The organism is Rahnella sp. PD12R, from assembly GCF_019200965.1.
In the GTDB taxonomy this organism is placed as follows: domain Bacteria; phylum Pseudomonadota; class Gammaproteobacteria; order Enterobacterales; family Enterobacteriaceae; genus Rahnella; species Rahnella laticis.
Genome location: NZ_JAHTMS010000001.1, coordinates 455,411 through 470,432, shown reverse-complemented (window position 1 = coordinate 470,432; position 15,022 = coordinate 455,411). Strand labels below are relative to the sequence as shown.

Below are 15,022 nucleotides of genomic sequence, written 5' to 3'. Positions count from 1 at the left end.
GCAAACGCGTGAAACTGTTGGCCGCTAACAGAATGAGTTTATTTTCGTGTTCCCCTACAGCGGGGATAATGTGAACAGCCCCAGAATTTTCCATATTTACCGGAACGTAGCAACATTAAAGAGCCGCACATCGGACAGCTAGGTACGCTTAAGGTGGCGTTACCGCTACTGATATTTGCTGTTCCAGAGCTTCTCGAGGTTTGTATCACAGGTTGCTGAGGCAACGCTACTGACAGTGTTACTGAAGAAGGGGGAACAGGTATTCCGAGTTCTATCAGGTCATGTTGTGCTTGTGCTCGTGCTGCGAGAACATTGAATAGCGCACTGTCTTCGATGGCCTTTTTTGGCAAAGATGCCAGAAGGCTCTTGGCATTTTTAAGGGCACCAAGACCGTTCCGAATTGTGTTTTCTAGCTTGGCTTTCTTGGCGGTATATTGCCCTCGAAGCGCGATTTCATCAGCTGTATCTTGAGCATTTCTTGTAAGATTGTATTTAAATTTAGCTTCTTTTTCTCGTCGCCAGCTTGTCAACCTGCTTGTCATTACCTGGCCAAAACCAGGCACCTGCAATACTGCGATGCGGTTTATATCGGCAGCTGTTTCAATCCCGAAAGAAATTAACGTTGCGGTTTTTGCTGGACCTATTCCAGATATGTTGGCCTGACGGATAGGGAAACTGTCTAAAAAGGCCATAAGCTGCCTTGTTTCACGGTTAGAATTTAAAATCGCCAAATCATGAATGAGCAAAGCATCATGTCCGCTATAAGCAGAGATAGCGATATCAAGGTCTCTACGAATTTTCACAATTTCTATGAGACCATTGCGTTGTAAGAAAGCATCTAACTCTTGTTGTACCCTTATATCTGACTGTCGGTAAGCATCCAAGAAAATAGAGGGGTTAGCTTTACTATCAGAAAAGAAGGTATATCCCCAGACTGCAAAACCAATCCATACAAAAAAGAGTTGTGCAGCATAGAAGAAACCAATTGCTGCTCCCGCCATCATTAATATTCCTAATAAGGTATATTTTGATTTTCCACATCTAGTGTTTTGTAATGGATGATATTTTATATTTAGAGTCGAGATGGGTGGTAATAAATCTGCAGCGGTGGGGAAATTAAATGCAAGTATTTCTTTAATGGAATTTTCGGTGCCTCTTGTATCAGACGAGATGTTTGATAATACCGATTCTAAATCCGGGAACATATCAAAAGCATTATTTTGTGCAAGCTTACACCACACACAACCCCTTGCTTTGCTAGGGTAATAATGTGTTTTTATTTTGCTACAGTGATTTATTGAGTTTTCCAGTATTTTCAAAACATGAATCCAGGATTTGGCATTTGGCCGGGCACCTGGCTTCATACCAAATGCTTGTTCGAATGCTTGGACAACAGCATCTGGGAACATATCTAATGTTAAAGCACCCGGTGGTGGAGTTGTTTGCGTTTGTGTTTGGCGAGTCAGGGAAAATGCGAAACGGTTTTGAGCAATAGCCTCACTCATGGATATTTCTGGTCCAGTATAGCGCCCTGAATACGGATGGCGCCCCATGAATAAGAGATGAAAGATAGCAACAGCGAGACCGAAGCTATCGTGGTCAATTGTTCTTTCGACCGAGGCGAAACTTTTTCCATGTAGTTCGGGGGGAGTAAATTCAGGCACACCAACGTAGCATGGGTACGGAATACCCTTTAAACGAAACTGGAAACTATCTGCATCAATCAATGCAACAGTAGCATCCTGAGCAACCAAAACTCCTGAATGGTTTAAATCACCAATTACACTGCCAATCTGATGTACTTCACCAACAGCACGTGCCAGGTTTAGCGCGGCTCGTATCAAAAACCGATAGTCTGCTTTAGGGAAATGGCGTTGGCGTGATTTCGGGCTATACAATTCATGTAGAGGCCGATAGCCAGGAAAAAGATGCATGGTAAAACCTAAAAAGTTCCCTGCATTATCAGAGACAATTTCACTAGGGTAGGCTACAAGATTCGTTTGGGATGAAAATCTTGCGTCTACCATAGCGCGGACTTTTTTTTCGCGTTTCGAACGTAAATTGGTATTGTAAACTTTTACGGCTTCTCCCTTGCGTCCTTGGATCGTATAGACTTCGCCTTCACCGCCTTTACCAATCATTTCTGCAACTAAAACATGATCTTTTCCAATGACCACTCTCTGCATGTTTATCTTCCTGAAATAAGAATCAATGTCTTGTCATCATCTGTACGTTCACAAACTGATGCACTGTTAAGATATGTAGCCAACTGAATCGAAAGTGGAATTAATCGCCCTTCACCAATAGTATTATCTACCGGTCGTAACATAGGTTCGAAAAAACGAGAGTAGGCTTTTTGTTCATTCTGTGACAGGGCAAATTCGCCTACGCCATCAGAGAACAGTGCAAAAGCGTCATAAATACGGGGCTGCCGCTTTATATTTAGGCGAGGTTCCGGGCTATCAGTAATAAAATAAGTCGTGGAGGCATATTCACCATTTTCTGGCCAGCATAATACATCCCATTCATTCCCTTGCCTGCCAACTATAGCACTATCACCTACATGCAACGTCATAACTTCCTCAGAAGAAATAACAATTACTGCCAATGTTGCAGCAAACTGGCGAGGCATGCTTCTTCTTCGAGTAGCTATCGAAAATATCAGATCACGTAATTCATCAACCCAATCAATCAACTCTTCATCGGATGGTAAATTTAAATTCTGGTTGTTTTTCAGCCATTCGCGAAAACGATTTTTTAAATAACGACATGTAATCCATGCTCCATATTGACCAAATTGCGCACTACCTGCGCCATCTGATACTACTGCGAAGACAATCGAATCATTAATTTGTGTGACTGCATAAGCATCTTGAAGTTTCGTGCCAGATCGAATGTGAGACGTTCCAACTACAGATGCTGAAGCCCATTTCCAGATCATGCATTTACTCCGCTATAGCCCAACCATCAGGTGCTGCTGGATTTTTTAGCGGAACGGCATCGCCAGGATTTGATTGCGAAACTGCACTAAGTGAGCTTGATAACCACTGAAATAGTTCCTTAAACTCTAATCCCTTCAGCTTCAGAGGTTGCCGCACTGCAATCTGTCTAAGAACGTTCATATCGGCTTGTTCAACACCCACGGCATAGAACATGAATTCTTTTCTTTCTTCGCCTTCGTGAACTCGGCGTCTGGCTTCATCCCAGTTATCTGTAGGAGCACCATCTGTTATTAGGAAAATCCAAGGGCGATAATATTTCACACCATTGTCACGGTATTTCTGCTTGCGTATTTTTAGCATGTCTAAGCCGGTTAAAATGGCCTCGCCCATTGGAGTTGCGTTATTAGCTTCGAATGTTTCGGGATAAAAATTGTCGATTGTGACAAATTCAGATTTAACCTCAGCGGGGCCGAACGTTACAATTGCTAATTCGACTCTCTTAGATGCCATTGGATCATTTGAGAGTTCAGTTCTAAGCGAAGAAAGCCCATCATTCAACGCTGAAATAGGCCTGCCGCTCATTGAATATGAAGTATCTAAAAGAAGTACAACCGGGCATCTCTGCTCAGGATTTTCCGCAAACTCTGCATCACTGAAAGGCTGTTGTTCAAAATTGTTCATTAAGCTTCCTTAAAACACAATGTTGATATTGTTTAAGGGCATAGTACTAACAATTTTGGCTTGGGAGTGTGATCAAGTAGGGCAAATGCTAGTCTAATTATTGTCTGGTCGAAATACCAAGCTATAAAGTCGCGACCAGGCACTGACTTATCTCATTAAACTCGAAGCCGATACCGCGCCTTAAGCTGCGGCTTCCGGCGTTTCTTCCGCTGGCTTATCGACGTTTTTCACATTCCAGATGCACGCAACCGCGCCCACGACCATCACCAGTGCGGCGTAAAACACCGCGTGGTACGTCCAGAACTGCGCAATCACGCCCGCCAGTGAACCGGCGAGGATCCAGCCTGCACGGGTGGAATTGGTGAACAGCGTTGTTGCCGCTCCCGCCTGACCCGGCATTAAATCCTGAAAATACAGCATACCGATACCGGCCAGAATGCCGATGAAAATGGCGTTCAGCAGCTGTAAAGCAATCATCGCTGCGGCTCCGGTCGTAAACAAAATACAGGTGTAGAAAATCACTCCCGCCAGCACGGCAAAGCGCATCAGGAAACGCTTACCTAACTGTTTTGCCAGATATCCGGCAATCAGCATGGTCGGGATTTCCAGACAGGCGGCACTGCCCATCAGCACGCCGGCCAGTTTCTCAGGCAAGCCCAGTTCGCGCACCACGTACAGCGGCATATTGATCAGATAAATACTGTTGGCCGCCCACATCAGGGAGCAGGCGATAAACAACATCAGCGTATCGCGGCGGTTGCGGCGCGGGGCTTCCAGTGTGGCGGTCGTTTTGATGTGTGCTTTAGGCATGGAAGGCAGGAACATCCAGACCATTACGCCACACAGCAGAAACGCCAGCGTGGCGGCGCAATACATGAAGGTAAATCCGAATCCCATCGACAGGGCGAAAGCCAGCGGCGGCCCGACAACCCATGCCAGCGAAACCTGTGCGCGCAAAATAGAGCTAAACATCACGGCTTCGCGCCCGGTTTTCTCGGAATGCTCGCGCGCAAGGGCAAACATTTGCGGGTTGGCGGTGGAGCCGAAACTCGACAATAAAACGCCGATAAACAGCAAAATAAAGTAGTTACGGTTGAAGGCGAAAAGGACACACGCCAGCGCGCCCAGAATGCAGCAATACAGGATCAGCGTTTTGCGGTCACCGCGCTTGTCCGACCAGGTCGCCAGCAGCTGGCTGACGAAAATGCCAATCACGGCACTGCCGGTAAAGAAGATGCCGACCATAAACGGGCTGACGTGCACCTGAGAAGTCAGAAACAGGCTGAGCGTCGGGGTCTGAAGGGCACCGGCAATTCCTGTGAGAAAGGCGATGATCAAAAAAGCAGTCGACGTCATGTCGGGTAAGCGGCGGGCTGACGTTGTAGAAATTCGCATTAGATAGCTGAACCAGAGTGAAGAGAAGGAGGACGAAATTTGCGCGAATGTTACGACAGTTTAAAAAAAACAAAAACAGGTTTTGATCATCAAAAATGTAAACCGGAGTGTATTTGCCATACTGAATAATAAAACCGCACATTGTGTTAAAAATAACCCAAACCGGCAGCCGCCCGGTCACAGGAGGTCATCCACTCAAACCCGTCAGCTGACTTCAGCTAAACTGTTTTTGGCCGCTTCAGCCTGACTTCAGCATTTGCGTTAAGTCACAGGCTTCAGGGCGTCGCAAAAAAGGAAACTGTGCGTGGCATCAAAAAATTGTTACGCCAAATCAGGGAAAGCTTGATTTAAAAACAGGCCGGATTAAGACTCCTTGAAACGTTTCAGCGTTGTCAGTTTCTCTTCTGAAATTTGATGGCGCTCCTTTTTTCTCAGTAAAGCTGAAACGATTCAATTTCAGCAGGAGAGGAGAATTATGTTCCAACTGTCACAGCAAGATATTCATCTCGGTGCGGCTGCCAGCGATAAGCAGGAAGCAATTCGCCAGGTCGCAGCAGCACTGACTCAGGCTGGCCGCGTCAGCGAAGGCTATGTAGACGGCATGTTAGCGCGTGAGCTGCAAACTTCTACCTACCTTGGCAACGGCATTGCTATCCCGCACGGCACCACCGATACCCGTGATCTGGTGCTGGATACCGGCGTTCAGGTTTTCCAGTTCCCGCAGGGCATCGCATGGGGCGAAGGGCAGACTGCTTATGTCGTTATCGGCATCGCAGCGCGTTCTGATGAACACCTCGGTTTGCTGCGTCAGCTGACGCACGTCTTAAGTGACGACAGCGTGGCTGAGCGTCTGGCAAAAACAGATTCAGCTGAAGAACTGCGCAGCCTGCTGATGGGCGAGAAAAATGCCGCTGAATTCCTGTTTGATACCCAGCTGATTGCTGTTGATGTGGCGGCGGAAAGTCTGATCACATTACAGGCGCTGAACGCAGGCCGTCTGCAACAGGTGGGTGCCGTTGATACCGCTTTCGTCAGCGACGTAATCAGCCGTAAACCTCTGAATCTGGGTCACGGCATCTGGCTGAGCGACAGTACGGAAGGCAACCTGAAAAGTGCTGCCACCGTCAGCCGCGCGCAGCAGGCGTTTGATCTGGCCGGTGAAAAGGTTTCTATGCTGCTGACGATTTCAGTCGCTGACGACCAGCCGCTGGACGTGCTGAATTACCTGAGCGATCTGCTGATTGCCAATAAAGCTGAACGCTTGCTGACGGCAGATGCCGTTGGCGTGCTGGCATTGCTGACCAGCGAAGTCGAAGAACAAGCCAACGTGCTGACGGCTGAATTCGTTATCCGTAACGAACATGGCCTGCATGCGCGTCCGGGCACGGCATTAGTGAACGTGATCAAACAGTTCAGCAGTGAAATCACCGTAACCAATCTTGATGGCAGCGGTAAACCTGCCAACGGCCGCAGCCTGATGAAAGTCGTGGCGCTGGGCGTGAAAAAAGGTCACCACCTGCGCTTTACCGCCAGTGGTGAAGATGCAGAACTGGCATTAAAAACCATCGGCGAAGCGATTGCCGAAGGTCTAGGGGAGGGCGCATGAGCCGTCGGGTCGCCACAATTACCTTAAATCCTGCGTACGATTTAGTGGGCTATGTGCCTGAAATCGAACGCGGTGAAGTCAATCTGGTGCAGACTACCGGTCTGCACGCCGCCGGTAAAGGCATCAACGTTGCGAAAGTGCTGAAAGATCTCGGCATCGACGTCACCGTTGGCGGCTTCCTGGGCAAAGAAAATCAGGACGGCTTCCAGTTGCTGTTCAGCGATCTGGGCATCGCGAACCGCTTCCAGGTCGTCAATGGCCGTACACGTATTAACGTCAAACTGACCGAAAAAGATGGCGAAGTCAGCGACTTCAACTTCTCCGGCTTCAATGTGACGCCGGCAGACTGGGAACGTTTCGTGACGGACTCCCTGTCCTGGCTGGGTCAGTTCGACATGGTCGCCGTGAGCGGCAGCCTGCCAGCGGGCGTTGATCCTGACGCATTCACTGACTGGATGAAACGTCTGCGCGCGCAGTGTCCTTGCATCATTTTCGACAGCAGCCGTGAAGCCCTGGTGGCCGGTCTGAAAGCTGCACCGTGGCTGGTTAAACCAAACCGCCGTGAACTGGAAATCTGGGCTGGCCGTAAATTGCCGGAACTGAGTGACGTGGTAGAAGCTGCGCATGCCTTGCGTGATCAGGGAATTGCCCACGTGGTGATTTCTCTGGGTGCTGAAGGCGCATTGTGGGTTAACGCCTCCGGCGCGTGGATCGCCAAACCGCCAGCCTGTGAAGTTGTCAGCACCGTCGGTGCCGGTGATTCCATGGTCGGTGGCCTGATCTACGGCTTGCTGATGCGCGAATCCAGCGAACATACGTTACGCCTGGCAACGGCTGTTGCCGCACTGGCTGTCAGCCAGAGTAATGTCGGTGTCACCGATCGTCCGCAGCTCGCGGCGATGATGGCCCGTGTTGATCTGAAACCCTTTTAATCCGCAGGAGGCAGAATGAAAACGCTGCTGATGATAGACAGTTCGCTGGGACAGGCTCGCAGCCATCTGGCGAAAAATTTGCTCGCTGCTGCTGCGGCGAAAGCAGGGCATCAGGTGGTCGATCAGGCCGCTGACGCTGAAGTTGTGATCGTGGCCGGTGAAACCGTACCCAACGATGCGACGCTGACAGGTAAAAACATTTATACCGGCGATGTGGCGGATGCCGTTCGCGATCCTCAGGCATTTCTGGCTCGCGCACTGACAGAAGCCAAACCTTACGTGGCACCGGCTGTTGCCGTGTCAGCACCTGCCGCTGCGGCTGGTCCAAAACGTATCGTTGCTATCACCGCTTGCCCGACCGGCGTGGCGCACACTTTCATGGCGGCTGAAGCCATTGAAAGCGAAGCGAAAAAACGCGGCTGGTGGGTGAAAGTGGAAACCCGCGGTTCCGTCGGTGCCGGTAACGCCATCACGCCTGAAGAAGTGGCGGCGGCAGATCTGGTCATCGTTGCGGCTGACATCGAAGTGGATCTGGCGAAGTTCGCCGGTAAGCCGATGTACCGTACCTCTACCGGTCTGGCATTGAAAAAGACCAAACAGGAGCTGGATAAAGCACTGGTTGAAGCGGAAGTGTTTGCCCCTAACGCACAGGGCGCAACTTCCACGGCGAAGAAGAAAGAAGCGGGCGGTTCCGGGCCATATCGTCACCTGCTGACCGGCGTGTCTTACATGCTGCCGATGGTTGTGGCGGGTGGCTTGTGTATCGCGTTGTCCTTCGTTTTCGGTATTAAAGCCTTTGAAGTAAAAGGCACGCTGGCGGCTGCGCTGATGCAAATCGGTGGCGCTTCAGCCTTCGCGCTGATGGTTCCGGTTCTGGCGGGCTTTATTGCCTTCTCCATCGCTGACCGTCCTGGCCTGACGCCGGGTCTTATCGGCGGTATGTTAGCCGTGAGCACCGGTGCCGGTTTCCTTGGCGGTATCATCGCCGGTTTCCTCGCGGGTTACGTGGCGAAAGCTATCAGCGGCAAGCTGAAGTTACCGCAAAGTATGGAAGCCCTGAAACCTATCCTGATCATCCCGCTGGTCGCGAGCCTGATTACGGGTCTGGTGATGATTTATGTTGTCGGTACGCCGGTGGCAAAAATCATGGCAGGTCTGACCGCATGGCTGCAATCTCTGGGTACTGCGAACGCCGTACTGCTCGGCGCAATCCTCGGTGCGATGATGTGTACCGACATGGGGGGCCCGGTAAACAAAGCGGCTTACGCATTCGGCGTCGCGTTGCTGAGTTCTTCCGTGTACGCACCAATGGCCGCCATCATGGCTGCCGGTATGGTGCCACCACTGGCGATGGGTCTGGCGACCTTGCTCGCGCGTAACAAGTTCGAGCAAAGTGAACGCGAAGGTGGTAAAGCAGCGCTGGTTCTGGGCCTGTGCTTTATCTCCGAAGGTGCGATTCCGTTCGCTGCCCGTGACCCGATGCGTGTTCTGCCGTGCTGTATCGCCGGTGGTGCGTTGACCGGTGCGTTGTCCATGGCATTCCATGCGCAACTGATGGCACCACACGGTGGTCTGTTTGTTCTGCTGATCCCAGGCGCAATCACACCGGTGCTCGGTTACCTGGTGGCGATTATCGCCGGTACCGTTCTGGCGGGTGGCGCTTATGCGGTTCTGAAACGTTCAGATGCGCAGCTGGCGGCTAAAGTAGCCTGATAATTGCTGTTCAGCAGGTGAGAGAAGCGCGACTTAAAAATGAGTCGCGCTTTTTTTTTGCAGATGGCCGCTGCAAGTGACGGCCTTAAAGACTTGGATCGAGAAAGTTTTGGTTTTTCACTTGCAGTGAAGGCTGGATCGAGAGGTTTCGGTTTTTCATATGCGGTTATGCTTAAAACCCAAGTCAAGACCTTGGGTTGCCACCCAAACTGGCCTCAAGGAGCGCCTATCGCCGCGCCCCTTGAGAATCCCGGGCTCTTAAACTGCGCGCTATCGCTAGGTCGACGGACGTGTTCTGTTACTCCGGCGTGTGGCGCGAAATCTTGCCGCTGCGCGGTGCCTTCCACGATGGCTTCGAGCCTTGCGGTCTCGAACCCTCGGTCAGCAAAATTTCTGAGCGCGCCAGATTGCCTTTTCTAAAAGATTAGAACCAGCCTGATTTTGAATTTAGATAAGCTTCCGGCCGCTTTCAAAAAGCATGCTGAATTACATAGCCAGTGGCCGCTTTCAGAAAGCTTGCCGAGCGAAGTGTTTCGAGACCAATGGCTCGAAACCGAGTAAGGGAACCGCGCAGCGGCAAGTTTTCGCGGCAATAGCTGTGGCGGCTGAAACATAGCCAGCGAGCGGCAGCGCGCAGTTTAAAAAACGCAGGATTCCAAAGGGTTTCGTTTAAAACCCTTTGGGCCAGTTTGGGCGGCGAGCCCAAGGTGTTGAACTTGAGGCCAGTTTGGGCGGCTAGCCCAAGGTCTTGCCGGTTTGGGTGGCAACCCAAGGTTTTGACCTGAGTTTTAAGCATCACTGCAAGTGATAAACCGAAATCGTCTCGATCCAAGCCTTTAAGGCCGCCACTTGCAGCGGCTATCTGCAAATTTAAGCCGCGACTTCAGCCGCCGCTTCCCCTTTTAGCCACGCGATCTCATCTTTCCAGATCTCCGGATCAACCGTCTCGAGGATCATCGGGATACCGTCAAACCGCGCGTCACGCATCATCCAGCTGAACACCGTGTTGCCAATGTTCCCCTGACCGAGGCTGTGGTGGCGGTCGACGCGGCTGTTGAATTCGCTCTTCGCATCGTTGAGATGCATACCGCGCAGGTACTTAAATCCGACAACGTCTTCGAAATGTTTGAAGGTCTTCTCGCACTCTTCGACAGTTCGCAGATCGTAACCAGCGGCGAAAGCGTGGCAGGTATCAATGCAGACGCCGACGCGGCTTTTGTCTTCAACGCCATCAATGATTTTCGCCAGATGCTCAAAGCGGAAACCCAGATTGCTGCCCTGACCGGCGGTGTTTTCGATGACGGCGGTGACGCCCTGTGTCTGTGCCAGCGCGATGTTCAGGGATTCAGAAATGCGTTCGAGACATTTGTCTTCGTCGATTTGCATCAGGTGGCTGCCCGGATGGAAATTCAGCAGCGAAAGGCCGAGCTGTTCGCAACGTTGCAGTTCATCAAGAAAGGCTTCGCGGGATTTTTCCAGCGCTTCGGTGACCGGGTGACCGAGGTTAATCAGATAGCTGTCATGCGGCAAAATCTGGTTGCTCTGATAGCCATACTTTTCACAGGCTATTTTGAATTTTTCAATGACGTCTTCCGGCAACGGTGCCGCTTTCCACTGACGCTGGTTCTTGGTGAAAAGCGCAAAAGCTGTGGCTTCCAGCTCGTGTGCCCGCAGCACGGCCTGATCGACGCCGCCCGCAGCACTCACGTGTGCTCCTATAAACTTCATTTCCGCTCCTCATTTATTCTTCATCTAAGGGAGAATGATAGCGCCTGCACAAGGCAGGCGCAGCAGAGAAGTGTTAAAACCCGCAACATTAGCCAAAAAGATGCTGAACCAGTTCGTTGATCCCCGCGCCGCCAGCAATCAGCCAGACAAACAATATCGCCGCCAGCAACATCGGTTTCAGCCCCGCCTGACGCAGTGCGCTGATGTGTGTTGTCAGGCCAAGCGCTGCCATCGCCATCGCAAGCAGTACGGTGTCGAGCGTGATGAGCGGTGGGATCCAGCTGTGCGGCAGAATATCCAGCGAGTTGAACGCCGCCACCAGAATGAACATCAGCGCGAACCACGGGATGGTGATGTTACGCAAACCTGATTTCTCACCGGCTTCTTTCACAGTTTTGCCGCGGGCAATCCAGCCGGATAACAGCAGCAGGAACGGAGCCAGCATCATGACGCGGATCATCTTGGCAATCACCGCTGCGTTTTCAGCGTCCGGGCTGACACCCTGACCGGCGGCAACCACCTGCGCCACTTCATGCACCGTTGAGCCGGTATAAATCCCGAACTGTGCAGCCGTGAAGTTCACCCAGTGATAATGCGCGTTAAGCTGCCATAACCACGGATACAGGAAGATGGCGGCGGTGCCGAAAATAACGACCGTAGCCACCGCGACGGTGACTTTTTCGGCTTTGGCGTTGAGCACCGGTTCTGTCGCCATCACGGCGGCCGCGCCACAAATACTGCTGCCTGCGCCGATGAGCATCGAGGTATCGCGGTCTAATTTAAACACGCGTTGACCGAGCCAGCAGGCCAGCGCGAAGGTGGAACACAGCATCATGGCGTCAATCAGAATACCGGTTGCGCCGACGTCAGCGATTTGCGCGAACGTCAGCCGCAGGCCGTAAAGAATGATGCCGAGCCGTAACAGGCGCTGCTTTGCCAGCGTGACGCCTTCCTCGCACCATGGCCGGGCGGCAGGATAAAACGTGTTGCCGATAACCATGCCGATAACGATCGCCAGCGTCAGCGCACTCAGCCCTAGCTGGCTTAACGCCGGAAAATCACTCAGCCAGATAGCCAGAGCAGTAATGACGCCGGTCAGCGCCAGGCCGGGAATGACACGGCTAATCCGCAGCGGTTGCGGAACGGTATTTTTGAGTGTGTCGCGTTTATTGAGCGGCAATGTATTCATCGTCGTTTCCTCATCTAAGGAGTGATGCGATAAGGCTACGCCGCGCTTATATAAAAATGAAATTGATTATAACTTTATAACCTATCTGAAAAACTGGTATAGAATGCGCTGAAAACCGGGGGCAAAATGGTCGCCCCGATCTACGGGTCTATACTGAAGAAAGAGAAAGCGTGCGATACGCGGCGGTTTTTCTTCTGAACAGATTTCTGAGCAGACATTTTGAACAAGCCATCAACGGACCGGAGGGCTTGTAAGGATAGCGGGACATTTATGCACATAACATTGCGACAACTTGAAGTTTTCGCCGAGGTGCTGAAAAGCGGGTCGACCACGCAGGCGTCGGTTGTGCTTTCCTTATCGCAATCCGCGGTGAGTGCCGCACTGGCCGATATCGAAGGTCAGCTTGGCGTGCAGTTATTTGACCGTGTCGGTAAACGGCTGGTAATCAATGAGCATGGGCGTCTGTTATACCCGAAAGCGCTGGCGCTGCTTGAGCAGGCGGGCGAAATCGAGCGCCTGTTTAACCACGATAACGGTTCGCTGCGCATCGGTGCCAGCAGCACCATCGGCAATTACATGCTGCCGGCGATGATTGCGGAATACCGGCTGGATTTCCCGCATACGCCGATGGAACTCAACGTCGGCAACACCAATGACGTGATTAACGCCGTCTCTGATTTTCGGGTGGATCTGGGTCTTATCGAAGGGCCGTGCCAGTTGCCAGAGCTGATTACGCAACCGTGGCTGGATGACGAACTGGTGGTGTTTGTCGCGCCGGAAAATCCGCTGGCAGGGCAGACGGTTTCACTGGAAGCACTGGCGCGGGAACCGTGGATTTTGCGTGAACGCGGCTCGGGTACGCGTGAAGTGTTAGATCACATGTTGCTGCCACAGTTGCCGGATTTCAATCTGGTGATGGAACTGGGAAATTCCGAGGCCATCAAGCACGCGGTGCGTCACGGAATTGGCATCAGCTGTCTGTCGCGCCGGGTGATTGCCGAGCAGCTTAGCAGCGGCTCACTGGTGGAAATCCGCCTGCCGGTTGCCCCGCTGGTGCGTAAGCTTTATCTCATTCATCACCGTCAGAAACACATCTCAAACGCCTTATCGCGGTTTTTAACCTATTGTCGCGAATCCTGATTACGGTCTTTCACTAATGATCCACGGCCTGTTATGAAGGTGTCTTATAACAGGTCGTTCCTGCTATTCAGAGCGGCAGGTTTTGCTACAATCCGCGCTTAAATTTTATAATGACGAGCGGATATAGGGTAAAAATGGCTCAACAACCTACAAAAAATACGCAGGTGGCTCCCACACTGCGTCGCGAGCTCAAGGCACGTCACTTAACGATGATCGCCATCGGCGGTTCAATTGGTACGGGTTTATTCGTCGCCTCCGGCGCGACAGTTTCACAGGCGGGCCCGGGCGGCGCACTGCTGTCCTACGCACTGATCGGCATCATGGTTTACTTCCTGATGACCAGCCTCGGTGAACTCGCGGCATTCATGCCTGTTTCCGGTTCATTCTCCACGTATGGTTCCCGTTATGTCGAAGAAGGTTTCGGTTTCGCACTGGGCTGGAACTACTGGTACAACTGGGCGGTAACTATCGCCGTTGACCTCGTGGCCTCACAGCTGGTGATGAACTACTGGTTCCCGGACACGCCGGGCTGGATCTGGAGCGCCTTGTTCCTCGGCCTGATCTTCCTGCTTAACTACATTTCCGTACGCGGTTTCGGCGAAGCGGAATACTGGTTCTCGCTAATCAAAGTGGTCACCGTCATCATCTTCATCGCCGTGGGCGTGCTGATGATCACCGGCATTATGCGCGGTGCTGAAACCGCGGGCTGGCACAACTGGACTATCGGTGATGCGCCGTTCGCAGGCGGATTTGCCTCGATGATAGGCGTAGCGATGATCGTCGGTTTCTCCTTCCAGGGAACCGAACTGATTGGCGTGGCCGCCGGTGAATCTGAAAACCCGGGTAAAAATATCCCGCGCGCAGTGCGTCAGGTGTTCTGGCGTATCCTGCTGTTCTATATTCTGGCGATTCTGGTCATCAGCCTGATCATTCCTTACACCGATCCAAGCTTGCTGCGTAACGAAGTGGGCGATATCTCCGTCAGCCCGTTCACGCTGGTGTTCCGTAATGCCGGTCTGCTTTCCGCCGCTGCGGTGATGAACGCCGTGATCCTGACCGCCGTATTGTCTGCCGGTAACTCAGGCATGTACGCGTCAACCCGCATGCTGTTTACGCTGGCCAGCGAAGGCAAAGCGCCGCGCATGTTCGCCAAACTGTCCAAAGGCGGCGTGCCGCGCAATGCACTTTACGCCACCACCATTGTGGCCGCGCTGTGCTTCCTGAGCTCAATGTTTGGTAACCAGACCGTTTACCTGTGGCTGCTGAACACGTCCGGTATGACGGGCTTTATTGCCTGGCTGGGCATCGCGGTGAGCCATTACCGTTTCCGTCGCGGCTATGTTTCACAAGGTCTTGACCTGAAGAAACTGCCTTATCTGTCCGGCTTCTTCCCGTTCGGCCCGGTCTTTGCGTTTGTGCTGTGTCTGATCATCACGCTGGGCCAGAACTATCAGGCGTTCCTGAAAGATACCATTGACTGGGGGGGCGTTGCGGCGACGTACATTGGTCTGCCACTGTTCCTGATCATCTGGTTTGGCTACAAGCTGACCAAAGGCACCAAAGTGGTGAAATACAGCGAAATGGAATTCCCGGAACACGTTGATAAATAACTGACCGGAACGGCTATTTTGTTGCAAAGGCGGAGCTCAGGCTCCGCTTTTTTTTATACCTTTCTTTCCGTAATGCTTTGTTACTT

General features: G+C 51.9%; 12 protein-coding genes. 5 read left to right on the top strand and 7 right to left on the bottom strand.

Going from position 1 to position 15,022, the window contains the following annotated elements; all coding sequences use genetic code 11:
- Positions 1-38 precede the first annotated feature (38 nt).
- From KWG64_RS02210 to KWG64_RS02195, 4 genes are all read right to left on the bottom strand, one after another.
- A complete protein-coding gene (locus tag KWG64_RS02210; RefSeq protein ID WP_218520785.1) occupies positions 39-2,186 on the bottom strand; it encodes a topoisomerase DNA-binding C4 zinc finger domain-containing protein in 2,148 nt (715 codons plus the stop codon).
- A 2-nt stretch (positions 2,187-2,188) separates the two neighbouring features.
- Complete coding sequence (locus tag KWG64_RS02205; protein ID WP_218520784.1) at positions 2,189-2,941, bottom strand: PP2C family serine/threonine-protein phosphatase; 753 nt, start codon at positions 2,939-2,941, stop codon at positions 2,189-2,191.
- Positions 2,942-2,945: 4 nt separating this feature from the next.
- Positions 2,946-3,623, bottom strand: coding sequence for a VWA domain-containing protein (locus KWG64_RS02200; RefSeq protein WP_218520783.1), 678 nt, complete (start codon positions 3,621-3,623; stop codon positions 2,946-2,948).
- A gap of 180 nt (positions 3,624-3,803) precedes the next feature.
- The gene (locus tag KWG64_RS02195; protein WP_218520782.1) at positions 3,804-5,018 is read right to left on the bottom strand and encodes a sugar efflux transporter; all 1,215 of its coding nucleotides are present in this window, start codon (positions 5,016-5,018) and stop codon (positions 3,804-3,806) included.
- Positions 5,019-5,493: 475 nt separating this feature from the next.
- Between KWG64_RS02195 and fruB the strand changes: the two genes are divergently transcribed.
- The 3 genes from fruB to fruA are packed head-to-tail and all read left to right on the top strand — an operon-like array spanning position 5,494 to position 9,269.
- Positions 5,494-6,624 carry a fused PTS fructose transporter subunit IIA/HPr protein gene (fruB, locus tag KWG64_RS02190; protein ID WP_218520781.1) on the top strand — a complete coding sequence of 377 codons (1,131 nt, stop codon included), beginning with the start codon at positions 5,494-5,496 and terminating at the stop codon, positions 6,622-6,624.
- Positions 6,621-7,556: a 1-phosphofructokinase gene (fruK, locus tag KWG64_RS02185; protein ID WP_056778537.1), complete on the top strand. Its 936-nt coding sequence runs from the start codon at positions 6,621-6,623 to the stop codon at positions 7,554-7,556. Before fruB ends, fruK begins: the two co-directional genes overlap by 4 nt.
- A gap of 15 nt (positions 7,557-7,571) precedes the next feature.
- A complete protein-coding gene (fruA, locus tag KWG64_RS02180) occupies positions 7,572-9,269 on the top strand; it encodes a PTS fructose transporter subunit IIBC (RefSeq protein WP_218520780.1) in 1,698 nt (565 codons plus the stop codon).
- 469 nt (positions 9,270-9,738) lie between these two features.
- On the opposite strand, the gene KWG64_RS02175 is transcribed toward fruA, so the two are convergent.
- The 3 genes from KWG64_RS02175 to KWG64_RS02165 all read right to left on the bottom strand — a co-directional run bounded on the left by KWG64_RS02175 (position 9,739) and on the right by KWG64_RS02165 (position 12,186).
- On the bottom strand, positions 9,739-10,137 hold the full coding sequence (locus tag KWG64_RS02175) for a hypothetical protein (RefSeq protein ID WP_218520779.1): 399 nt from the start codon (positions 10,135-10,137) through the stop codon (positions 9,739-9,741).
- Positions 10,138-10,139: 2 nt separating this feature from the next.
- Positions 10,140-10,997 carry a deoxyribonuclease IV gene (nfo, locus tag KWG64_RS02170; RefSeq protein WP_165058213.1) on the bottom strand — a complete coding sequence of 286 codons (858 nt, stop codon included), beginning with the start codon at positions 10,995-10,997 and terminating at the stop codon, positions 10,140-10,142.
- Between the two features lie 88 nt (positions 10,998-11,085).
- Positions 11,086-12,186, bottom strand: a complete 1,101-nt coding sequence (locus KWG64_RS02165) for a YeiH family protein (RefSeq protein WP_218520778.1) — start codon at positions 12,184-12,186, stop codon at positions 11,086-11,088.
- 270 nt (positions 12,187-12,456) lie between these two features.
- Here KWG64_RS02165 and yieE point away from each other — a divergent pair, with 270 nt between their 5' ends.
- Both yieE and KWG64_RS02155 read left to right on the top strand, forming a co-directional pair.
- The gene (gene yieE / locus KWG64_RS02160; protein WP_152324304.1) at positions 12,457-13,326 is read left to right on the top strand and encodes a DNA-binding transcriptional regulator YeiE; all 870 of its coding nucleotides are present in this window, start codon (positions 12,457-12,459) and stop codon (positions 13,324-13,326) included.
- A gap of 134 nt (positions 13,327-13,460) precedes the next feature.
- A complete protein-coding gene (locus tag KWG64_RS02155; RefSeq protein ID WP_195825073.1) occupies positions 13,461-14,936 on the top strand; it encodes an amino acid permease in 1,476 nt (491 codons plus the stop codon).
- Positions 14,937-15,022: the final 86 nt, after the last annotated feature.